Source organism: Deinococcus hopiensis KR-140 (assembly GCF_900176165.1).
In the GTDB taxonomy this organism is placed as follows: Bacteria; Deinococcota; Deinococci; order Deinococcales; family Deinococcaceae; genus Deinococcus; species Deinococcus hopiensis.
In genome coordinates this window covers 97,177-116,697 of the sequence record NZ_FWWU01000005.1, presented here as the reverse complement: position 1 = coordinate 116,697, position 19,521 = coordinate 97,177, and the positions used below count along the sequence as shown (strand labels likewise).

Here is a 19,521-nt window from a genome sequence, read left to right as displayed (position 1 = left end):
TGGACTCCACCCGGATGAACTGTACCCACGCTCTGCAGGAAGACATTTTTAAGGAGAACGCATGAAAAAGATTCTGATGCTCACGTCCCTGGTGTTCGCAGGCCAGGCCAGCGCCGCGACCCTCACCGTCTGGAACCACTTCACGGACGCTGGAGAGGTGGCCTGGCTCCAGGCGCAAGCCACTGCTTTTACTCAGGCAACCGGTCATAAGGTCAGCATCGTCAGCATGCCGCTCGATCAAATTCCAGACAAGCTCATCCAGTCTGCTCCCAAGGGCCAGGGGCCCGACATGGTCGTGACCCTGCCTCAGGACCGCTTCGGTCAGCTTGCGTCAGCGGGCGTCATCGAGCCGATGGACCGCTACGTCGTCAGCAAGACCGACCTTGACCGGACGGCCGTGAACGCCATGACCTACGGTGGCCGCCTGTTCGGCTTGCCCATGTTCGCCGAGTCGGTGGCGCTGATCTACAACAAGGCCATGGTGCCCAAAGCCCCGACCACCTGGAATGAATTCATCAGCGTGGCCCAGAAGAACACCGGTAACGGCAAATTCGGCTTTCTCCTCGACCTCACGAACGCCTACGCCAACTACGGCTTTTTCAGCGCCTACGGCGGCTACATCTTCAAGAACTACAGTGGCACCCTGAATGTGCAGGATGTGGGCATCGGTAACGCCGGATCCCTCAAGGCCGTGGCTCTCCTCAACGACCTGCGTTACAAGTACAACCTCGTGCCCGAGGGCGTGTCTGCCGACGTGGCCAAGAGTGCGTTCGTGGACGGCCGCCTCGCCATGATCGTGACTGGACCCTGGGACATCGGCGACATCAAGAAGGCCGGCATCAACTACGGCATCACGACCGTTCCGACCCCGCCGGGAGCCACAGGCAAGTGGTCGCCCTTCGTCGGCGTGCAGGGCGTGATCTTGAACGCCTACGGCAAGAACAAGGCCCTGGCGGCGCAATTTGCCAAGCGGCTGGTCACCAGCCCGGCGCAACTCGCCTTCAATCAGGCGGGTGGCCGCATTCCAGTGAGCCTCGCTGCCCGCACCCGCCTGAAGGCCGATCCCGTGGTGACTGGCTTTGGCAAGGCCATCTCAGCCGGTACACCCATGCCGAACGTCCCCCAGATGGGGGCGGTGTGGGGACCGTGGGGCAGCGCAGTAGCGCAGAGCGTACAGAAGCCCGGCCCTAACTACGCCGCGATCCTCGCCGCTGCCGTGAAGGAAATCAAGGGCAACATCAAATAAAAGCTGGTGGCCCTCAAGTCCGGTTGGTTGTGATCACCAACCGGGAGCTGTCCCCAGAATGTCATCTCGACAGGGCCTACAAACTCCGGAAACGAACCAGGGAGAGTGCTTCAGGCGTATGCGAGAGGGGTTGCAGATGTGGACCTGTCGGTTGCGGGGGTTTGCGTTGGTAACCACTCAGCAGGGGGCCTGGACCTGGGCAGGGAAGTAGAGTAGAGGCGTCTCTGAAGACGCCTGCCCGAGGTATTGTTTGAAATTACATGATGCTATAGAACAACTCTATGTGGCGTTTTTTACAGTAAACAGACCCAAGAGAATTATCTGTGAGTCCTATGGGCTATCTGAAGGTGAATTAAAACAGCTCCTCACTTATCCCCTGCGTGAGCTTCGATCGCCTATACTCTGTTCTTATCTTTTTGACGCTGTATATAATGTGGGAGTTTGGGATGATTTTCGATTTTTCCTTCCAAGATTGCTTGAGACATTTACTATAGAGGAGATAGATTTGTCTTCAATTGCCGAGAGAATCAAGTACGGCCAAGATAAGAGATTTCCGCTTAGCCAATCGCAAAAAACAGCATTAAAGGATTTTGCTAAATCATACTGGGATGATATTTTATATAAGGAGCCCATGTACGGCCTTATGATATTATCCTTGGGCACATTAGGGCCTTTTGGTGTGCAGCGCGATGAATTGCTGTATATTTGGCGTAACCACCCAAACCGGGCACTGATACTGGCTTTTGCTGCTCAATACAATAACACGGTACCACCTGAATGGGATCGCACCGAGTTGGTTGGCTGGCTTGAGGAAGCTTTCTTTACTACTACGAACGAGGAGGTGGCTACTTTACTGAGCAACGCCGTGATTTACCTAGAAGCGGCCGAGAGCAAATTCGATGCTTAATGTGGGCTTTTCTTGACAAGTCAGGCATGCCCATGTGGACAAATTAAAACCCTCACCTCAGAAACTCTGCCGTAACTACTCACCATGAGGGCGGTTCTCGTGGTGAGTAGTTGCTTGCGTTGATCGTGTCTGCTTGAGAGAACAGTGGTTTGGCATTCGGGTGTTCTGGGGCGTCACATACCCGAGGGTGGAGTGGCGGCACTCACGTCTGCAGAAGACCTTGCTGGGTTCAAAAGCGTCTTACGCAAGAATATTACTATGCCTATTTTCTCGTTTTTAACAACTGCGCTGGGTTTTTATATTGGACCTCTTGCAAAAGCCATGATCGGCAGGCATGTGTGAGGTTGCACAGGGCCGCGATGAGCTGAACTCGGAGTGCAAACCGACGCCGCCGATGTCGGTACACGCCCTTCAACACGCGGAAGATCTTGATGTGCCGGATCACATGTAGGGTCCCCTGTTGGGTATAGGCCAGCACACGGTTCTCCTGGCGCTGCTCCGCGGACAGAGGTGGGCGCTCGCGTCGCCTTATGGGTGGTGATGGCGTGCTGATGGCTTCTCCACAAGCCCTGGTACCCAGCATCTCCAATCAACGCCGTTTGGTGAGGAAAACGGACGCCGGACAAACGGAACAGCTTCAGGTCATGAACTGCTCCAGCGCTCGTGGCGGTGCTGAGGATGCGCTGCGTCACGGTGCAGATGAGCAGCTGAAATTTCAGGGTGTGTCGCTTTTTCTTCCCGCTGTACCAAGCGCGCTGCTTTTTTTGGGCCGTTCACAGGGCACTTCAGCTGCATCGGCCGCGACGGTGCTGTACACGAGTTGCGTTTCCTGAAACACGTGTTTTTTGCGCATCTGGAACCGGGCACTTGCGATCGGAGCCGCTTCCACGCGTTCCACCGTGCGGTGCACGCCATGCTCATGCACGCCCCAGTCGTCACCCAGGTGCGCGAAGGTCCGGTACTCGCGCCAGAATTCCAGCGTGACTGAGCAGTTGTTCCGCCACGCCGAGTGCGGCTGGGCGCCCAGACTTCTTCTTCCGTCCTTCGCGTCGCCTCAGCACCTCTTCCATCTCGGCAAAGGTCTCCGGGTAGACCCCGGTGCGTCGACGAAACTGCTTGCGGTTCATCTTTAGCGTGCGTGTCAGACGGTCTCGCTCCACCCTGCTAGCTTCGCCAATCACTTTCGCAAGAGGTCTATTAAGCACTTTGTGAAAAGGTCCACTATAATGAGTAGAATGCTTCCAGATTTCATCCGCCCCCTTCCTATTCATCGGCAGCTCGGTAGTTTTGCTCGAACAGACTACTTGACTCTCATTCAGGATGAACAGCATGGCATTACCCTGGTGGACACCGGCTTGCCTGGAAGCGAACAACAAATACTTGATGCTCTTAAAGATTTAAATATCCGCCCGAAAGATATTAACAATATTGTGATAACGCATGGAGATATGGATCATGCTGGCTCTGCCCGAGTCCTGCAGGAAAAGACAGGGGCGCAGTTGTGGTCTTCTGCAGTAGAAGCCCTCTATATTTCAGGGGAAAAGGCCTTTTACAAGCCTCTAACAGAAGATTTTCTGATCCAGCTGCCTCCTGACGTAGCGCAGCAGTTGAGAGAAGGTATACCTCCAGTGAAGATCGAAAATGAACTCATCGCTGACGCATGCTTGCCTTTTGCCCGGAATGCTCAAGTCATCGCGACGCCAGGCCACACACCGGGACACGTCAGCCTGTTTTTCCCTGAAGCGAAGACGCTCATCGGTGGGGACGCAGTGATGGCAGATGGAGAGCAGTTGATTTTCCCGCGCTTCAGTCTTGACAACCGGATGGCTCTTGAATCGATTCGCCACCTCGCCTCCTTGGCTCCCTGGGTGTTGATTGCTCAGCATGGAGGCGTATTGACGCACGACGTTCCTGAGAAGCTGCAGAGACTGGCAGCAGCCGGTATACCTCTATCTGGTTGATGCTCTTCTGATTAAGGTGAACGATTGGAGGAGGGCAGCAGGTCAGTCGTCCATGCCGCACTAACGCTGCATCTGTCGTTCCTGCGCCAAGGTGGGTGCGGGCGTGACGGTGACTCTCACCATGTCGCCGGCGCTGCTGCCTTCGGGCAAGTCTCGCGGGTGCCCCACCACCCAGGCTCCCGTGGAATGCACGATGAAGTGCTGGCGGTCTTTGCGCTGCAAAGGACCTGCGTAGTTCTGACCGGGAGTGGTGGCGTTGAGGTAGACCTGCTGGCCCTGATGGCCGTACCGCTCGCTGAGGGTGTCGAACTCACGCTGTAAGAGTCGCGCCCGGTCTGGATCGGTGATCCCGTGAAAGAGTCGGCGCATGGTTTCCCGGTCGCCCTGGGCCGCGTCATGGCTGGAGACAGTCATGCGCTGTTGGGTGACGGCCCCGAAGTGGGCGTCAAGCAAGGGCTCGGGGTGGCAGTTCGAGGATGCTGGGAAGGGGCTGCAAAGCGCTGACCACCAGATGGGCCTGGCCGTCTCCCTCGAAGGCCGTCGCGTGGGCGGCCACTCCGGCGATCAGGACCTCAAGCCGCACGCCCCATCGTGGGGAAACCGGCGGAGGACCGCTCCTGGCCGGTGCTGGAGCAGCCATACGACATATATGGGGAGATTCAGCGCCATGCGCCCCAGGAGGAACAACCGCAGGAATCCCTGGAGTTCAGGGAGGTCCCTTTCCCAAGCGGGGGCCCGCGGTCATGACGGAAGCAAGAAGGTCAACGGATGAAAGCACCATCTGACCGTGGATGCCCTTGGGCTCCTCCTGGGGGTCAAGTTCCGCCCCGCGAACATCACTGATCGACAGGATGGCAGCGCGCAGCCAGCGTCAGCTCTGCGTGACCTGATGGAGCTCGCGAAAGAGTTTGCCGAGGAAGCGGACCTGCCGCTCAGCGGCCGCCACACGTTCGGCTTCGGTCTCAGGCTCGCCTACACGAATGGCTTCTCTGGCGATCGTGTGCGCCAGATCGAGCAGGTGCTTTTCGAACTCCATGGCGGCGAGCATGGCTTCGGGAACTTCCACCGCCATGTCTTGCGCCATGCTGTCAAGCGCATCCATCAGGCTGAACTGTTGAGGAGCGAGCACTTCGGGATCAGGCGTGGTCTTCTTGCGCGGCATGCCTCAGTCTGCCATTCCCATGCCCCTTGACCCTCGTTTTGTCCTCAGGTTCTTACTCCACTGGTCGTCCAGCGAGGGCCAGGGCTCCCTTGGTTCGGCCTGCCCTCCGGTTTCCTTCAGGAGGAGTGGCTGCCGTGACAGGATTTTGTTGGACCCAGTCCAGTAATCTCTCGTTATTCATACCAACCCGAGGGACGTTGGCGCCCCGCTCCTTAAGCGGCGAGGCCGTACGTCTTTACGTCTCGCACACGCCAGACAACAGGTACTGCGGCCTGCACACCGAACCACACAAGAAAGCTCCCTTCGAAAATGAACGGCATAACGGCGTTCAGCCGCATCCCCAACTTCCCTTCCCCCACTTGAAGCCCAGGCGGCTGGAACGCGGGACAGTGGCCGTCCGCCTTTCCTCGATCCCCCGATCTTCCCAAGCTCCTCCCGACGTGACTCTTCAGCAGGGGCTACATGGCGAGCGTCGGTTGTTCGGCAAAAGCGCTCTGGACTTTCATGTGGTGAGAGGGCTGTGTTCCAGGGGGAACGCCGAACACGCTCCATGTCAGCTACAGGACCGAGGCAGAGGCGCGGTCTCCTGCATCTTTAGGGACCGCCCGGCATCAAGGGGAGGACGTGACACCTCCCCCTCCCCCCGCACACTCCTCTTTCAGCCTGTGCTTCCCCGCCTGACCCTGGACCGTGTGGAATTGACCGCGCAGCTCGGCCGCTCCACGCCCATTCCCCAGGCCGCCCTGCCTCAGCTCGCGCGGGCCTGGCCGAACGGTTCCGGGCGGTCGTCCACGACGTAGGCGGGGAAGCCCACCGAACGTTGGAGCGCTGGAACGCCGGGCGAGGCCTGGCGGGTCTCCCCCACCGCCGAGTTCCCGACCTCGCGTGTTCAGGCGAGGTGCTGCTTGAGGTGCCCCTGCTGGAAGGAGAGCATCCGGCCTGGCCACTGCTGGCGCTCTCCCGCCCACCGGTCTTGACTTCGGGGAGCACACTCACGGCCCTCCGCGCCATGACGGCCTTGCGTGCGCCCCATCCGCCACTCTCCTTAGCGCGAACACGTGGCGATAAACCTGCCCGACACGGGCCTTGAGGCCGCGTTCAACGCCGTGGATACAGACGTGCCGCGCGACTTCGCGCTACTGCTCGCCCCCGGATTGCGCGAGCGCACGCGGGTCACCACCCTCCGGCACCACTGCCCTGTCACAGCGGCCCCACGTGACTACTCCGCCACCCCCTGAGTAGCCCACCTCCCCGTGGATGGAAAAGGCCCACCGCATTGTCGGTGGCCTAAGAGGGGTTGGCTTTGTTCCAGCGTCAGATCTACTCCTGATTGTGTCGTCCCAGGGACGAGGTGTCCTTGATTGCCTCACAGGGGAACTTGTGGCACGGGACAAGGAGACGACGACTGAGGCGCGGTGTATGGAGTACATCCGGGCGACAGGCAGCTGAAGAAGTCGTAGGCGGGCGGTAGAGTCCAGTCGATGTCCTCCGCCCTGCCTGCCATTCCCCGCGAGGTCCGCACGAGCCGGCTGCTGCTGCGCGCCCCCCGCTCCGAGGATGCCCAGTCGGTTCACGCTGCCGTCCACGCCTCGCTGCCCGAGTTGCGCCCGTGGATGGTCTGGGCCCAGGACCCGCTGGACCTGCCGGGCACCGCCGAGAACCTGACGCGGGCTGCCGAGGCGTTCACAGCGGGCGAGAACCTCCGCTACCTCGTCTGGAACGCGGCGGGCACCAAGCTGGTGGGCAGCAGCGGTTACCACGCCCTTGACTGGCGGGTCCCCAAAGGGGAGATCGGCTACTGGATCGCCACCGCGCACGCCGGGCAGGGATACGCGACCGAGGTGGCGCGGGCCCTCACCGAACTGGCCTTGTGGCCGCAGGTGGAAGGCGGCCTTGGCTTTCGCCGCCTCGAGATTCGCTGTGACGCCCGCAACGACCGGAGTGCCCGCATTCCCGCCAGACTGGGCTACACCCTGGACGCCGTGCTGAAGAATGACGACGTGGCAGCAGACGATCCCATGCAACTCCGTGACACGTTGATCTTCAGCATGACGAGGTAAGAGGGGAAGCCTGCCCTCTGCTCTTCCTCTTGTGTCCAGGCCGGGTTGATCGCCTGGAGTCAGGCGCAGAGCAAGGAGTATGCGAAGTGGTGCACCAGCAGTTGCTGAAGGGTAACTCTCCAGCAGGACAATCGCGGCCGTACTGAAGTGGTTGCGAGAAATGGACGCTGTACTCCTGGCACAACGCCTTACGTCTCTCAGGGGATGGAGCGCAGACCTTCCTGGATGTAGGGGTCTGCTGAGTAATCACGACCCCACTACGCTCACGGGAAGCGCGCGACTTGTGGACACGTGACCTGCCGCTGGAACAGGAGTTGGGCGACCTGATGACGCTGCGGAGGGGGTCGCTGCGGCTGGAGCCAGACCAGTGGTCGTTGGCGGTGGCCTGGAGTGCCCTGGGCGCTGGGTTATCCACGCCAGATGCCCAGACCGCGGCCTCGACGGAAGTGAAACACTGGCTGACTCGGCTGCTGCCCGGGGTGGCGCCAGAGGCGCGGCGAACAGCTGCCGAAGCCCTGAGTGCCGACCGTGACGCAGGTGAGGGTCACTGGCAGACCGGAACCCTGCGCGGTGACCCTGGGCGCCGTGTGGAGGGTGGGACACGGGCAGCCTCGACTGCTGACCCTCCACGTTCCTCACGACTGCCGTCATGAAACGGCCTGGCTGGTACGAAACGCGCGTGGGATCGGTGTGCCTCCTGAGGGGCAGCCTTCGCGGCAGCGTGGACATGGAAGGGCTGAGGGATGATCTGAAGTGACGGGCTCTGCACGAGGACCGTTCTGTTGCTGAACCGTGACCAGTGAAGTCCGGAAGGGACAGGCGAGGGCGACGAGCCGGAGGGTTTTCAAAAACTCAGGTTTCAATTGAAATTTGATAACTGCACACTCTGGGTATGACCACTGCGCACGCTGCTCCCGGCCAGATGAGGATGCCCGCACAACCTCAAGCGCCCCTGCACCTCACCTACGAGGCACGCCATCAGGCCGCCCTGCACCAGCATGCCAGCCTGCTGAGGGAGGCGCAGGTCCAGCAGCTCCTGAGGAAACACCGTTCAGTGCCGTGGTGGTCTCGCGTTGTCGCCTGGCGTCCCCAATGGTTCACACAGCGTCTCCCGAGCGCCATTTCGAAGTTGACCGTTTCACCTTCCGTTGAGTGACCTCGGGCGTCCTTCGCCGGCCCGCCTCTTCCAACAGTGTGTTCCCTGGTGCCCCAGATGCCGCTGTCCCCTGAGGGAGGCAGCAGAAGTTCACGGCGCCAAGCCGAGCTGATGCTGCTTTCCCCGGTCGTATTCCCCGAACACCTCACGGAGGCCCTATGCAGACCCTGACCGTTTCACCCACGAACACGCCCGCAGTTCCCCACACCTGGCGCCGCTTCTCGCTGCTGCGCGTCCTGCTGGGTACCCTGATCGTCACCCTCCCTGTGGTCCTGACCATGTTCCTCGCCCAGCACTTCATTCCCCAGTCCCTACGCGCCTATTGGCCTTCACTCCTCGCGGCCTTTCTCTGCGTCGCTGGGTACCGGCTGTACATGCGCTGGGTTGAGCAGCGCCCCATGCACGCCTTTTCCACAGCGCATGCGGGCCGCGAGCTCGGCACGGGCACCCTGGTGGGTGGTGGCCTGTTCCTCGCCGTCATGGGTGTGCTGGCGGCGGCGGGGGCGTATCACGTGACCGGAACGGGTGGTCTGGGCACGGTGCTCGCCCCTCTCTGCGGCATGGTCCTGGTGGCCTTGTTCGAAGAGATTTTGTTCCGGGGCATCCTCTTCAGGAATCTCGAGCGGGCGCTGGGCAGTTGGGCAGCGCTCCCCGTCTCGGCCCTCCTGTTCGGCCTGGCACATCTTCCCAACGCCCATGCTGGACCCATCGCCATCGGTGCGACCGTCGTTGCGGGCCTGACGTTCAGCGCGGCGTATCTGGTCACGCGCCGCCTGTGGCTGGCGGTGGGGATGCACTTCGCCTGGAACACCATGTCTGGCGCCATCTTCTCGGTGCCCACCTCGGGTCATGTGGCCAAGGGCTTTTTGCAGGGACACCTCAGCGGTCCGGACTGGTTGGCAGGCGGAGCGTACGGTATTGAGGCCTCGGTGGTTACCCTGGTGGTGTTCACGTTGTCCAGCGCGGCGTTGCTGGTCCTGGCGTACCGGCGTGGTCAGTTCTTGAGCAAGGCTGCCTTGATGGAGGAAGGGGTGAAGGTGGAAGCCTCAGGTGGGCCAGGGGGAGTGGGGGGCAGTCCGAGCAAAGCCTTCGTTCCGGGCGGTGGTGATGCCTTGTAGGACGTAGACGCCTTCCCGGCGGTTTCTCAAGCGGGCGACCCGATCCAATGCCCCAGACTTGACGAGCGTTTCGGGGGCGTCTCGTGTGAGATCCACGCGGTCGTAGAAGTCCTCCACGCTCAGGCATTTGCCCCCGGTCAGGGTCAAGCGTTCCTGAACGATCGGCGGGCCGCATCAAGGCTGAGTACAGCGCGCCCTGCAAGGCACATACCGCGTTCGCTGTACGCCGCGGCAAGGCACTCTTCACGCCGCACTGCCTCGCCTCGTACGTGGCCGCTGTGACCTCGCTGCGGGGACCTTTGTACGCGGCGACGGGCTTCCCCCTGGACTGGCCGCGTTCTGTGGACGAAGCGGACTGGAGACTCGGCTCAGGGTGAGTGTACGCCACGAGGTGGAGCGGTGGGGCCACCCCACCGCTGGGCGAACTCGTCGGACGTCAGGGAAGAAAGGGGCCTGGCGCTGTTGTAGAACGTTCTCCAGCCGTCCAGGAGGACCTGAGCGTGCCGAGGGGAGCGGAAGACCTCCAGGTTCAGCAATTCATCGCGGAGTCGGGAACGGCGTGCAGGTGAAATGGAGGGGGCGTCCAGCGTTTTCTCAGAGGAATCACGCGCTCAGGGTTGGCAACTGGACGGCCAGGTCCAGCATGAGCTCTTCGCTGCCGATCAACCGCTGGTCCCGTCGAAATGCCTCTGTGGGGACGACGTTCCAGTCCCGCTCAAATCGAGCTGCGAGCGCAAGTGCCACCTGGTCGAAGGTATATCCATGCCGTGCATTGCTGTCGAGATGCACCACGCCCGCCTGAGGCGAATGGATCAGGGTCCAGAGTGCTGCCGCGGTGTCTTCCATGAATGAGCAGGCGGGTCGCCACAGCCGACTGGCACTGACCTCGCCTTTGTCCCGTTGCCATCCATCAAGTTGCGCGAGCATGTTGTTCCCCGTGGCCTCTGGGTCGATCTGCCAGCCGATCCGCGCCACCGTTGCCTGGGGATTTGCACTCAAAATCGCCTGCTCACACCGCATCTTGTACTGGCCGTACTCGCCGGAGGGCGTCGGTGCGTCCGCCAGTTGATGGGGACCGTCAGGATTTTCTTCGAACACCATCACGCTGCTCGTAAATGCGAACGGGATTCGAGAGGTGGCAGCGTACCGAGCGAGCCTTGCTGCCCAAGCTTCGCTGCCCATGGCGAGGTGAACAATGGCGTCTGGGGAAAGGCCGTGGAGGTAGGCCTGTCCGGCCGCTTCATCATCGGGTGGGGTCTGCAGGCGGTTCCAACCGATGCAAGTGGCACCATGCTGCTCGAATACGCGGGCGACCTTTGGTCCCAGTGTTCCATTCAACCCGGTCATCAGGAGTCGCACGAGGGGAGTATAGGAAGCCAGAGGAGGCAGTGTCACGTCCTTCCCCGCCACCTTGAAGTGGTTCCAGATTGAGCAGACGCCCTGCGGTTACGTCACCGCCGGCGGCACCATTGCGCAGGCCTCAGCTGCCATGCCCTCCAGCCTGTCCTGAGTGGACCCTACCTCCTGCGCTGCTGGGGGGATGAACGAAGGCCCCACCACCTCCGCTGTTTGGCCCATGATGGGCCCCGCTTCACCCCTTAAAGCCCATCTCGTTTTGAGAGGAGCAACAGGGGCGAGGTTGCGCCAGATGATGAGGCAAGCGGTCGACTCGACAAAGCCCAGAGACAGGTCCTGACGTTTCTCCCAGCGCGTCTGGATGCGGCGGAAACCATTGAACCAACTGTGGCCCACCTCGACCACCCAGCGCCGTGGTGGGTGACGTTGTGGATCACCAGGGGCAGGAATGGACTGGCCAGCCACCCTCTTCTTCGGGAGATGCGCGACCAGACCTTCATCGGTGGCCAGCTGACGACACGCGGGCGGAGGTGCTGACGTCCACCCTGATACGCTCCCGGCAGGAGCAGGGCGTTCGCTCCGTGCTGCGCGAAGTGGGTCTGGCCCCCTCGCCTCTGGAACTTTGGACGTGGAGGTGCGCTCTGTTCTGTGGAGTGCAGAAGATCAACTGGGTCCGGACATTCTCCAGCTCATTCCGGTCTGGGCGGCCGAAGACCCGGCCATTGCCACCTTTCAGAAGCAGGTGCGGGCGCAGGAAGAAGCGCCCCGAGGTCACCGGCCCCAGGGGAATCTCGAGTACGCCGCAGTGCGCCCGCTTGTGGCTCAGGAGTCGGGTCCACGCCTGCCATTGTTCGTGGCGGCCAGGCGGCGCGCCGCCTGGCGGACGACCTGTTGAGTGAGGAGGATCCCGCGCGGTTGTGCATCCTGCTGGGCTTGGGACCCGGCACGGCGACTTGCGCTGTCAGCGCATCCTGGTGAGGAAGTCGCCGTGCGTGCCCTGCCGGCCCTCCTGCAGGTGGACCACCCTGACATCGGTACGCTGGCCCTGAGGTTTCTGAAGCAACGCCGGCACATCTGTGAAGCGGCGGACCTGCTGGTCGGCCGCGTTGAGCCGGGAGACGAGGTTCTTCTGCGGACCGTGATGTCTGAGCTGGAAGCGGCGGAGCGGTATAGAGAGTTGCATCGGCTGGTCAGTACCTTCGTTGACCTTGCCGGGGCGCAACTGGCGGCCGAACAGCTTGGACTTCTGGCGGACAGTGATGTGCCTCCGCCCTGCTCCCTGTGCCGGGCGGATCTGGTGAGGCTGCTGTGAGAACAAGCTTGCCTTCCGGAATGGCTGGCACAGGAGGCGAGCCTGGACGTCAATGAGGACCTGCGGGTCTTCCTGAGGCCAGGCGGCAGAGCGCCGTAGTGGACCGCTCCGCTTGAAATACGCCCCCAAGTTGCGCCGCTCGCGCGGAGGGGGACCGCTCGGAGCGCCGGAGGAGGGCGCGGTCTTCACCCTGAGCCTGACACCTGGGAGCAGGGGGGGGATCAAGGCAGCGGACTCAGCGGCACGCGTTCTAGAAGGGCGAGCGTCCGCCCGTAAAGGAAGCCCGTGCGCCGGGGGATGGCCCCAGAAGGTCCGCGGCCCGAACATCTGGCAGGCGGAAAGTCATGCCACGTACAGGAAAGCGGCCCTGGACGCTGAAGGGAACACCCTCACCGCTGAAGGGATCTTCTTCTGTCGCTCCGATGTTCACGCCGAGATGCAGGTGTGGCTCGGTGGTGTTGCCGCTGTTGCCCACCGTCGCCAGCACCTGCCCGGCCCGCACCCTGTCGCCCGGCCGCACCCTCACGCTCCCCTGCTGCAGGTGGGCGAGCAGGACGTGAACTGTACGCCCGTCAGGAACGGTCGAGCGGAGCACGATGAAGTTGCCCGCAGGATGCAGGGCGTCCGCGCGGGGAATCTGGAGGTCCGGGCGCGCCTCCTGGGTCCTCAGCACTTCTCCGTCCAGTGGGGCGAGCACCTGCGCTCCGAAGATGGCGTACCGGGAAGGGTCGGCGGGAAGGTGCCCCCGAGCGTGTCTTCCCAGCGCTCCCACACCGATGAAGTCCACGGCGTAGCGCATGGCAGGGTGGTCCACGTGGTAATTCACGGTTGGTGTGCTTCCGCCCTGGCCCACCATGAAGGTTCCGCCCGCCAACACAGGTCCCAGGGGCACCAGGGAGGAGGGAATGCGCCGCCCTTTGAGGCCTCCGAGGAGGAGACGTCCGAACAGCAGGCTCATGGCGAGGGCAAACAGGCCTTCCCAGGGGTTGATGGTGCCGGTAGAGAGGGCCGGGAGCCGCACCGCCGAGCTGAGGAGGGCCGACATGCACAACCAGAACACAGGGCGCAGGAGGGTCGAGGACTGCGCCCAGACGGTCGTGGCGAGGAGCGCACCGCCGAAGATCACGCTTGGAATGACGGTGGTCAACCAGTCGAGCTGGGTTGGAGCGGCCCAGCCGCGGGCCACACTCTGGATCAGGATCAGGGGGAGCAGCCACAGGGCACCGAAGGCCACCCTGGCCTGGAGGGGCGTCATGGATGGAGTGGGAATGCGCAGCGCGGTGACCTGCAGTTGACCGTTGAGCCGTGCCAACACCTGGTACTGACCCCGCTCGGCTTCGACGGTCCAGATGGCCTCATCGTGACTTTCGCGGACGTCCTGGACGGCACCGTGCTGCCGGCGCAACCCGGCGAGCCCCTGCTGAACCTGTTCGAACTTCACCTGTTCCAGGAAGCTGGGCGCGAAGTCTTCGGGGCTCGGGGCTTCCAGGAGGGTTCGGAGCCGCGCAGCCTGACTCACGCGCCTTCCTCCGGTTGCGGGTGAAGGGCTTCTGTCGCCGCAAGGATCACCAGGAGAGGGACCACGCGCTCGGCTGGAACGCGGTGTATGCCCCTGCCAGCGGGCTTGAGCCACCCTGTGGAGACCAGTTCGCGCAGGTGGTGGTACAGCTGTCCGGTCGAGCCCAGTTCTCCGAGTTGAGCGAGGTCGGCATTCCGGGTCTGCCCCCCCAGAATGGCCCGAAGGAGCCGCAGGCGGGGGGGCGAACCCAGGGCCGCCAGGATGGGAGAGGCCGCGTCCCAGTCCTGGACGAGAAAGGTCTGGGTTGGCAGGCCGTACTGCCAGGCAACCGTGCCGCCTTCAGGGACGTTGACCTGACCAGTAAAAAGAACGCCGTCGAAGCCCTGCTCCTGAAGATGCTGAAGTGCCCACAAGGTGTCGCCAGAAGGCACCGGTGAGGGACGGGCCTGCCGCTCCAGGGCCGCCATCCGCTCTTCGAGCAGGTGAACTCGGTGGGCCAGTTCTTTTTCCATATTTCCAATATTACGTATATCCGGATTTAGAAGCAAGATGTGCGCCAAGGCCGTCTGGCCCAACTCAGCCGACGCGAACTGGCCATCGTCATCGGCCGAGGATCAGGGCAACCGCCTCAGCGGCACGCGTTCGTCCATAGAGGAAGCCCGTGACGACGAACATCAGTGACGTGGCGCAGGCCACCAGGCTGATAAAACACCCGAAGAGCGGGCCGACCAGAAAGTCCAGCGGGTCTACCGGGCGGGTCCCGGACACAACGTCTCCAACCGCAGGGAGAAGCGCGGCCCAGAACCCGGAAGCCACAGCGGTGAGAACCCCGTGGACGGTCACGCTGATGGGTGAAATCGTGGAACGGGCCTTGTTGAGATGGACGCGGAGCAGGCACATCACGAGGTATTGCGTGAAGATCCCGACGAAGGTCTGCTTCCAGCGAACCGTGAACTCACCGTAATAGGCCCAGGGCGGGGTGCGGCTGCTCGTGTAAAAGCCCATCTTTCCCAGCACGCACGCGACCACAATCCCCACCAGCGCCGCGTCGATCAGGGAGACGAGCGAACGCTGGGCGGCTCCCGCTCTGCCGTGCGCATCAGCGGCCATCAACTACGCCTTTGCGGTGCGCCACCTTGTTCACGCTTCCACTCTACGTATGGCTATCAGCTGGAAGGTGGGGCACCCGTGTTTACCTCCGCTCCTACCGGCTACACGCCGGGTTGGGCGAACTAAACAAAGAGGCGATTTTCCTTACGCGAAGACCTGCTTGGACCAAGGCGCCTCGGCCTCAGTACCGGGGCTCAGTACCGGGGCACATTCCGCGACTGCGCTACGGCCTCGCTCAGCTGGGTCACCGCCTGGGTCAGTACAGCGGGGGACAGGGCCTGGCCAAAGCGGTGGGCGACATCAACGGCGAGTACCGGCCGAGTGGCAGGCCAGCGCCCGTAGGCAGCGTAGATCTCGGTCAGTCTCGGCGCAGCTTCGCTGAACCTCGCCTGCTCCGGAATGCGCGCGCGCTTGACGTGCATGTTGTGCGCAGGGTCGCTGGGTACCAGGTTCCACAACTCCTGAATAGGGTGCACCGAGACCGGGATGATGTGGTCGAGATCAAAAGCCTCCGGCACGAGGCGCCTGCCCGTCCAGGGGCAGGCAAAGGGCTGTCCCTTCAGCATCAGGAGCCGGACCTGATGGCGTTCCCACGTGAGGGGCGTGCGGGACTCTGGCGAGGCGCTCAGACGTGCGAAGACGTCTCCCCGCGAGACGGGGGAGTCGCGCGACGCCCGCTCGACGAACAGGCTCCATTCGTGCACGCACAGCGCCTCGACCCACAGGGACGTGTCCTGCAGGGTCCGCCATAAGGAAGCGGGGACCAGGAAAGCGGTGCCGTGCGGTTGAGTTCCGGGCAGGAGCGTGCCGCTGAGGGTGGCTGCAGGCGCAGGTGGACCAAAGATTCGGTGCTGATCTCCACCGCCGGCATACCGCACCGGTTGCCGCACCGCACGGGAGATGGCAGTCAGGGTTTGCGCCGTCTGGACCTGCAGGTCAGGGGGAAGCTGCTCCCTTCCTGCACGGTAGGCCGCCAGCAGCAGCGCGCCGCCCGCTGCGTCCGGGCGGGTATAGGGCAGCGCTTCCCACGCTTCACGCAGCCCGGTCAGTTCGGCGCGGAAGCTGACGTCCTGCCGCACCGTGCCGTCCCGCTGTGCCCTGGCGCCCTGGTACACGGGCGAGTCGCCGACAAAACCCCAGTAGAAGACCAGCCACCGCTCCGCCACCCGGCGCAGGGGAACCGCCACGTCCTCCACCACCTCCAGCGGATACTCCAGGGCCAGGTCGTTCAGGGCGCGAATCAGAGCGAATTTGTAGCTGTTGGTCTTCGCCTCGTGGCGCAGCAGGCGTGCCAGCAGGGCCTGACCTTCAGTCACAGTAGGCCTCTGCTCCGCGTGAAACAGCGGCCGCTCGCGCGAGACGAGGAGGAAGCCGCGGGAGTCGGCCCTTCAGCGCGGAGTCATGCTGGCCAGCCATGACCTATTTGAACACGTACAACCAAGTCGCCCAGTCTACTCGTGCGGGAAGTGGCAACGCGTGGACGGAGCATCTTCTGGCTTCTGGAGTCAGTCCGGCCCGTAGGCCTTGATAGGTCATGGTCTCATGAATCGGCTTCGCGTCATCCCTGTGCATACGAGACGTGACCTATTCCTCGATAACAAATCTCTACCAGCAAGTAGGCCAAAGCGAACACGACCCCATTCGGGCAGTCAGGGGCAGCGGCCCTGGACGAACTGGTTCCCGGCAGGAAGGTGAGCGGCAGAACTCGAGTGCGGGGAGGACGTTCTCCTCATGGTCTGGGTCCGATAATATATACGATCAAAATGCGCTGAAGACCCCTCCCCCGTCCCTACCCCCGGAGTTCCCACCCTCGCGCTGCACCTGTTCCCTCGCGCTCCTGCTCAATCACCGTGCAACTCACCAGAAGAGGTATGCAGCGAGCGCAGTAGGGTCAAAAATCAAGAAGGCGGGCAGGTAACGCCGGGAATGCAGGAGGAGGAAACCACATTCAGGAGGGTTGCCGGTCTCCCCTTTAGCCCATCGTTGGTGCCGAGTGTGACGGCTGCAACGTCGTGCAGCTTGCGTGTGCTGTGTGATCAGGGGGCCCTGGCAAGCTGGGGACCCATTTCTTCTCCCATATCCGGCGTGATCCATGCACGAGCGCTCCTGAAACGCCCGAGCATTTGACGGCGAAGGGCCTGATCACCTGCAACGCCCGAGATGCTGGGTGAGAGATCATGCCCTTTCGATGTGGATCTGGGTGCGTTTGTGCGCAGGGCTCTGTCAGGAAGCCCCGTGGGTGACCAGTGCCGGGCCGTGCACGCCAGGGATCGTCAAAGAACACCCTGATTGGAAATTACGTCCCTACGCACCAGTCGGTCCGCTCTGGTCACGAAGTGGCCTTCAGTCGTCTGGTTGGCGCGGGGAATGCTTCAGCATGAGGAGGACTCCGCTGAGCAGCTGGGCTTCTTCGTCGTTCGGTGCGGCCAGGAAGGCGGCCTGGACCCAGGCCGTGACCTGGGCAGTTGACCATTCTGGAGGAAGTTGGCCATTCAGGTGCAGGTCCTGGGCCAGGGCCAGCGCCCCTTTCGGGTGAACCCACCAGCGGTCCAGCAACTCGGCACGCTGCACGCCGAACGCTTCCAGCGTGCACCCATCAAGCAGCATGCTGGCGTACCAGGGCCAGCGCGGGATCACTTCGTCCCAATAGGCCAGCGCGTAGGCGTGTAGAGCGGCCTGCTGCCCGCCACTCAGCAAAAACCCCTGCTCCTGGGCGTATTTCAGGCGATAGGCTACTTTCTCCTCCTCGATCTCCTCGGCGGGCACCAATTCCAGAAGGCGTGGCAGGAAGTACCGGAAGTCGTCCCAGGTTCCGACCGTGAATAGCGCGTCAAACAGGTACGAGCGCATCAGCTCCGGCGGCAGCTCGCGCAGCGGACAGCCCAGCAGTTGCTGGATTTCATGGGGATGGAGCTCGTACGGCTCGTGGACGATGTGCTGGGGCCTGGGCAAGTCCGCGAAAGCCTGGTACAGCTCTTCTACCGCTTGGGCCAGCGTCACGTCCGCGATTTTGTCATGAAGTCGGCCGCAAGGCTTGGATGACGGGGGTGGCCCAGGCCAGAAGAAGGCAGGTGGTGACGGGAGGTGCGGTGAGAGGGCAAAGGGGACGGGATGGGGGAAAGAAAAATGCCCTCCCTGATTTAGAGCATTTGTCTGAATTATGTCGTGAGCGCAAGGGCATCCATAGTATCTCTTATTCTTTTCAGCGCTTATTAAATTTCACCCTGCTCGGTCAAAGGAAGTATTCTTTTTGACAAATGATCTATACCGTTCCATCCGGCACGCCAATCCCAGCTCCTCAGTGCATCTTGACCGCCGCGCTCATCTCGTGTAGCAGGCAATTTCACGCCGAGAGTTCTGTTTGCCCGGGTTGTCGCGGAGTTCCACGCCCGCGAAAAACGCGTCCGCATCCACGTGCACGATCTTCCGCATCAGCCACACCAGAGTCACTGGGGAGGGGAAGAAGATTAAGAAAGACAAATGAACCCGGCCTGGTGGGAAAAACATGGCAAGAACTGTGCCTACGTCAAGAGTTCCGCGTTGGATCTTTTCCCACAGCCACAGTGCTCTCCATATCTGGCGAACGGAGCGTCGGTGAACGAGACCATGGGCAGCCCTTTGACGCCCCTGGCCTGAGACTGCCTCCATTGGATGACCTCGCTTTTCTCCATGCCCTGGACCGCGGAGGAATTTTGCGCCCTTCTCCGTCGGTTGATTGCCAGTGACCAGCGGAAGGCCTGCGCGGAGCAGCGCACATCCCGGTTGAGCCAGGCGATGGCCCAGGTCTGGCTTCACCGGAGGGAAGAACAGAGATGAGCTTTTCGCTAAGTCAGGCTATATGGTTCTGTTGGGACCGCATTCTACGGGGAGGAACCATGAAACTTCTGCTCACTTCCGCCGGTATCAAGAACCCCAGTATCCACGCCGCGCTTGTTGACCTTCTGGGCAAGCCAATTGCCGAGGCCAGTGCCCTGTGCATTCCCACGGCGATCTATCCCTTCTCTGTTGGCCCTTCCATGGCCTACAGGTTCCTCAGCGGATCGACCAACAACCCCATGTGCGAACTGGGTTGGAAGTCGTTGGGCGTGCTGGAACTCACAGCCCTTCCCAGCATCAAAAAAGAGATTTGGACCGCTGCTGTTCAGGAGGCGGACGCCCTGCTGGTGTACGGCGGTGATGTCGTGTATCTGAGCCGCTGGATGCGGGAGTCTGGGCTGGCAGACCTCATGTCGTCACTGCAGGAGACGGTCTATGTGGGCATCAGTGCGGGCAGCATGGTGACAGCCCCCGTGTTCGGAGAGACGTACGACGACCCAGAGGCACCCTTTGTCATCAATGAGGGCATGGGGTTGGTGGATTTTGCGCTGCTTCCGCACCTCGATCACGAGGATCACCCGGAGAGCTCCACGGCCAAGGTGGAGAGAATGGCCACCGAGGTCCCCGTGAGAACCTACGGGATTGACGACGAGACGGCCATCAAGGTTCAGGATGGCGCCGTCGAAGTGATTTCGGAGGGACATTGGAGGCTGTTTACGCCCTGAACTGGCGGCTGGAGTCATTCTCCTCAACCGTTGACCAGTCCTCACCCTCGTCGTGCCGGATCCCGCGCAGTAC

General features: G+C 62.1%; 26 protein-coding genes and 2 pseudogenes. 12 read left to right on the top strand and 16 right to left on the bottom strand.

The window, feature by feature from the left end:
- The first annotated feature begins 61 nt into the window (after positions 1 to 61).
- Together B9A95_RS05465 and B9A95_RS31630 are read left to right on the top strand one after the other, a co-directional pair.
- On the top strand, positions 62 to 1,246 hold the full coding sequence (locus B9A95_RS05465) for a sugar ABC transporter substrate-binding protein (protein ID WP_084045939.1): 1,185 nt from the start codon (positions 62 to 64) through the stop codon (positions 1,244 to 1,246).
- Positions 1,247 to 1,496: 250 nt separating this feature from the next.
- Positions 1,497 to 2,153 carry a hypothetical protein gene (locus B9A95_RS31630; RefSeq protein WP_139806491.1) on the top strand — a complete coding sequence of 219 codons (657 nt, stop codon included), beginning with the start codon at positions 1,497 to 1,499 and terminating at the stop codon, positions 2,151 to 2,153.
- 262 nt (positions 2,154 to 2,415) lie between these two features.
- Here B9A95_RS31630 and B9A95_RS35075 read toward each other — a convergent pair whose 3' ends face one another.
- From B9A95_RS35075 to B9A95_RS35070, 4 genes and pseudogenes are all read right to left on the bottom strand, one after another.
- Positions 2,416 to 2,736 (bottom strand): transposase family protein, encoded by a 321-nt coding sequence (locus B9A95_RS35075; protein ID WP_281255818.1) that lies wholly within the window; start codon positions 2,734 to 2,736, stop codon positions 2,416 to 2,418.
- A 37-nt stretch (positions 2,737 to 2,773) separates the two neighbouring features.
- Positions 2,774 to 2,860 (bottom strand): annotated as a pseudogene (locus B9A95_RS36090) (hypothetical protein); the annotation flags it as partial.
- A gap of 8 nt (positions 2,861 to 2,868) precedes the next feature.
- The gene (locus B9A95_RS36085; RefSeq protein WP_281255817.1) at positions 2,869 to 3,063 is read right to left on the bottom strand and encodes a hypothetical protein; all 195 of its coding nucleotides are present in this window, start codon (positions 3,061 to 3,063) and stop codon (positions 2,869 to 2,871) included.
- Between the two features lie 25 nt (positions 3,064 to 3,088).
- Positions 3,089 to 3,280, bottom strand: a complete 192-nt coding sequence (locus B9A95_RS35070) for a hypothetical protein (RefSeq protein WP_245808150.1) — start codon at positions 3,278 to 3,280, stop codon at positions 3,089 to 3,091.
- A gap of 108 nt (positions 3,281 to 3,388) precedes the next feature.
- Between B9A95_RS35070 and B9A95_RS05445 the strand changes: the two genes are divergently transcribed.
- On the top strand, positions 3,389 to 4,114 hold the full coding sequence (locus B9A95_RS05445; RefSeq protein ID WP_170928437.1) for an MBL fold metallo-hydrolase: 726 nt from the start codon (positions 3,389 to 3,391) through the stop codon (positions 4,112 to 4,114).
- A gap of 60 nt (positions 4,115 to 4,174) precedes the next feature.
- Here B9A95_RS05445 and B9A95_RS05440 read toward each other — a convergent pair whose 3' ends face one another.
- The 3 genes from B9A95_RS05440 to B9A95_RS05435 form a co-directional block, all read right to left on the bottom strand.
- Positions 4,175 to 4,528 (bottom strand): hypothetical protein, encoded by a 354-nt coding sequence (locus tag B9A95_RS05440; protein ID WP_084045936.1) that lies wholly within the window; start codon positions 4,526 to 4,528, stop codon positions 4,175 to 4,177.
- A 31-nt stretch (positions 4,529 to 4,559) separates the two neighbouring features.
- Positions 4,560 to 4,697, bottom strand: coding sequence for a hypothetical protein (locus B9A95_RS33255; RefSeq protein ID WP_170928436.1), 138 nt, complete (start codon positions 4,695 to 4,697; stop codon positions 4,560 to 4,562).
- Positions 4,698 to 4,985: 288 nt separating this feature from the next.
- Entirely contained in the window at positions 4,986 to 5,276 is a 291-nt protein-coding gene (locus B9A95_RS05435) for a hypothetical protein (RefSeq protein ID WP_245808149.1), read from the bottom strand.
- Between the two features lie 665 nt (positions 5,277 to 5,941).
- Between B9A95_RS05435 and B9A95_RS36080 the strand changes: the two genes are divergently transcribed.
- The 6 genes from B9A95_RS36080 (at position 5,942) to B9A95_RS05410 (ending at position 9,610) form a co-directional block, all read left to right on the top strand.
- Positions 5,942 to 6,076, top strand: a complete 135-nt coding sequence (locus B9A95_RS36080) for a hypothetical protein (protein ID WP_281255816.1) — start codon at positions 5,942 to 5,944, stop codon at positions 6,074 to 6,076.
- A 258-nt stretch (positions 6,077 to 6,334) separates the two neighbouring features.
- Entirely contained in the window at positions 6,335 to 6,514 is a 180-nt protein-coding gene (locus tag B9A95_RS31625; RefSeq protein ID WP_139806490.1) for a hypothetical protein, read from the top strand.
- Between the two features lie 243 nt (positions 6,515 to 6,757).
- On the top strand, positions 6,758 to 7,336 hold the full coding sequence (locus tag B9A95_RS05425; RefSeq protein ID WP_084045934.1) for a GNAT family N-acetyltransferase: 579 nt from the start codon (positions 6,758 to 6,760) through the stop codon (positions 7,334 to 7,336).
- Positions 7,337 to 7,617: 281 nt separating this feature from the next.
- Entirely contained in the window at positions 7,618 to 7,989 is a 372-nt protein-coding gene (locus B9A95_RS05420) for a hypothetical protein (RefSeq protein WP_084045933.1), read from the top strand.
- Between the two features lie 239 nt (positions 7,990 to 8,228).
- On the top strand, positions 8,229 to 8,492 hold the full coding sequence (locus B9A95_RS31620) for a hypothetical protein (RefSeq protein ID WP_139806489.1): 264 nt from the start codon (positions 8,229 to 8,231) through the stop codon (positions 8,490 to 8,492).
- Positions 8,493 to 8,650: 158 nt separating this feature from the next.
- Positions 8,651 to 9,610, top strand: coding sequence for a CPBP family intramembrane glutamic endopeptidase (locus B9A95_RS05410; RefSeq protein ID WP_084045931.1), 960 nt, complete (start codon positions 8,651 to 8,653; stop codon positions 9,608 to 9,610).
- Here B9A95_RS05410 and B9A95_RS36775 read toward each other — a convergent pair.
- The 4 genes and pseudogenes from B9A95_RS36775 to B9A95_RS05395 form a co-directional block, all read right to left on the bottom strand.
- Positions 9,539 to 9,772, bottom strand: a complete 234-nt coding sequence (locus tag B9A95_RS36775; protein WP_139806542.1) for a helix-hairpin-helix domain-containing protein — start codon at positions 9,770 to 9,772, stop codon at positions 9,539 to 9,541. The two genes, B9A95_RS05410 and B9A95_RS36775, sit on opposite strands and share 72 nt — an antisense overlap.
- Before the next feature lie 52 nt (positions 9,773 to 9,824).
- Positions 9,825 to 9,998: pseudogene (locus B9A95_RS35065) on the bottom strand (Y-family DNA polymerase); the annotation flags it as partial.
- Positions 9,979 to 10,182, bottom strand: a complete 204-nt coding sequence (locus tag B9A95_RS36770; RefSeq protein ID WP_425429914.1) for an integrase core domain-containing protein — start codon at positions 10,180 to 10,182, stop codon at positions 9,979 to 9,981. The gene B9A95_RS36770 and the pseudogene B9A95_RS35065, both read right to left, overlap by 20 nt.
- A gap of 31 nt (positions 10,183 to 10,213) precedes the next feature.
- On the bottom strand, positions 10,214 to 10,969 hold the full coding sequence (locus B9A95_RS05395; RefSeq protein ID WP_139806488.1) for a sugar nucleotide-binding protein: 756 nt from the start codon (positions 10,967 to 10,969) through the stop codon (positions 10,214 to 10,216).
- Positions 10,970 to 11,600: 631 nt separating this feature from the next.
- On the opposite strand from B9A95_RS05395, the gene B9A95_RS05385 reads away from it, so the two are divergent.
- Both B9A95_RS05385 and B9A95_RS05380 read left to right on the top strand, forming a co-directional pair.
- Positions 11,601 to 11,861 carry a hypothetical protein gene (locus tag B9A95_RS05385; protein WP_139806487.1) on the top strand — a complete coding sequence of 87 codons (261 nt, stop codon included), beginning with the start codon at positions 11,601 to 11,603 and terminating at the stop codon, positions 11,859 to 11,861.
- Positions 11,862 to 11,954: 93 nt separating this feature from the next.
- The gene (locus tag B9A95_RS05380; protein ID WP_084045926.1) at positions 11,955 to 12,278 is read left to right on the top strand and encodes a hypothetical protein; all 324 of its coding nucleotides are present in this window, start codon (positions 11,955 to 11,957) and stop codon (positions 12,276 to 12,278) included.
- A gap of 250 nt (positions 12,279 to 12,528) precedes the next feature.
- Here B9A95_RS05380 and B9A95_RS34485 read toward each other — a convergent pair whose 3' ends face one another.
- The 5 genes from B9A95_RS34485 to B9A95_RS05355 form a co-directional block, all read right to left on the bottom strand.
- Positions 12,529 to 13,797 carry a M23 family metallopeptidase gene (locus B9A95_RS34485; RefSeq protein WP_084045925.1) on the bottom strand — a complete coding sequence of 423 codons (1,269 nt, stop codon included), beginning with the start codon at positions 13,795 to 13,797 and terminating at the stop codon, positions 12,529 to 12,531.
- Positions 13,794 to 14,309 carry a winged helix-turn-helix domain-containing protein gene (locus B9A95_RS05370; protein ID WP_084045924.1) on the bottom strand — a complete coding sequence of 172 codons (516 nt, stop codon included), beginning with the start codon at positions 14,307 to 14,309 and terminating at the stop codon, positions 13,794 to 13,796. The genes B9A95_RS34485 and B9A95_RS05370 overlap by 4 nt, the downstream gene beginning before the upstream one ends.
- A gap of 88 nt (positions 14,310 to 14,397) precedes the next feature.
- Entirely contained in the window at positions 14,398 to 14,907 is a 510-nt protein-coding gene (locus B9A95_RS05365; protein ID WP_084045923.1) for a hypothetical protein, read from the bottom strand.
- Positions 14,908 to 15,101: 194 nt separating this feature from the next.
- Positions 15,102 to 16,223, bottom strand: a complete 1,122-nt coding sequence (locus tag B9A95_RS05360) for an HNH endonuclease (RefSeq protein ID WP_084045922.1) — start codon at positions 16,221 to 16,223, stop codon at positions 15,102 to 15,104.
- 1,027 nt (positions 16,224 to 17,250) lie between these two features.
- Positions 17,251 to 17,907, bottom strand: coding sequence for a hypothetical protein (locus B9A95_RS05355; protein ID WP_084045921.1), 657 nt, complete (start codon positions 17,905 to 17,907; stop codon positions 17,251 to 17,253).
- 875 nt (positions 17,908 to 18,782) lie between these two features.
- On the opposite strand from B9A95_RS05355, the gene B9A95_RS05345 reads away from it, so the two are divergent.
- A complete protein-coding gene (locus tag B9A95_RS05345; protein ID WP_084045919.1) occupies positions 18,783 to 19,448 on the top strand; it encodes a Type 1 glutamine amidotransferase-like domain-containing protein in 666 nt (221 codons plus the stop codon).
- The last annotated feature ends 73 nt before the right edge of the window (positions 19,449 to 19,521 follow it).

Bases quoted from the DNA above. Each gene is read 5' to 3' on its own strand.
- B9A95_RS05370 (WP_084045924.1), bottom strand. From the start codon at position 14,309: ATGGAAAAAGAACTGGCCCACCGAGTTCACCTGCTCGAAGAGCGGATG.
- B9A95_RS05435 (WP_245808149.1), bottom strand. From the start codon at position 5,276: ATGCCGCGCAAGAAGACCACGCCTGATCCCGAAGTGCTCGCTCCTCAA.
- B9A95_RS05365 (WP_084045923.1), bottom strand. From the start codon at position 14,907: ATGGCCGCTGATGCGCACGGCAGAGCGGGAGCCGCCCAGCGTTCGCTC.
- B9A95_RS05425 (WP_084045934.1), top strand. From the start codon at position 6,758: ATGTCCTCCGCCCTGCCTGCCATTCCCCGCGAGGTCCGCACGAGCCGG.
- B9A95_RS05445 (WP_170928437.1), top strand. From the start codon at position 3,389: ATGCTTCCAGATTTCATCCGCCCCCTTCCTATTCATCGGCAGCTCGGT.
- B9A95_RS05410 (WP_084045931.1), top strand. From the start codon at position 8,651: ATGCAGACCCTGACCGTTTCACCCACGAACACGCCCGCAGTTCCCCAC.
- B9A95_RS05440 (WP_084045936.1), bottom strand. From the start codon at position 4,528: ATGACTGTCTCCAGCCATGACGCGGCCCAGGGCGACCGGGAAACCATG.
- B9A95_RS35070 (WP_245808150.1), bottom strand. From the start codon at position 3,280: ATGAACCGCAAGCAGTTTCGTCGACGCACCGGGGTCTACCCGGAGACC.
- B9A95_RS05465 (WP_084045939.1), top strand. From the start codon at position 62: ATGAAAAAGATTCTGATGCTCACGTCCCTGGTGTTCGCAGGCCAGGCC.
- B9A95_RS05345 (WP_084045919.1), top strand. From the start codon at position 18,783: ATGAAACTTCTGCTCACTTCCGCCGGTATCAAGAACCCCAGTATCCAC.
- B9A95_RS35075 (WP_281255818.1), bottom strand. From the start codon at position 2,736: ATGCTGGGTACCAGGGCTTGTGGAGAAGCCATCAGCACGCCATCACCA.
- B9A95_RS31620 (WP_139806489.1), top strand. From the start codon at position 8,229: ATGACCACTGCGCACGCTGCTCCCGGCCAGATGAGGATGCCCGCACAA.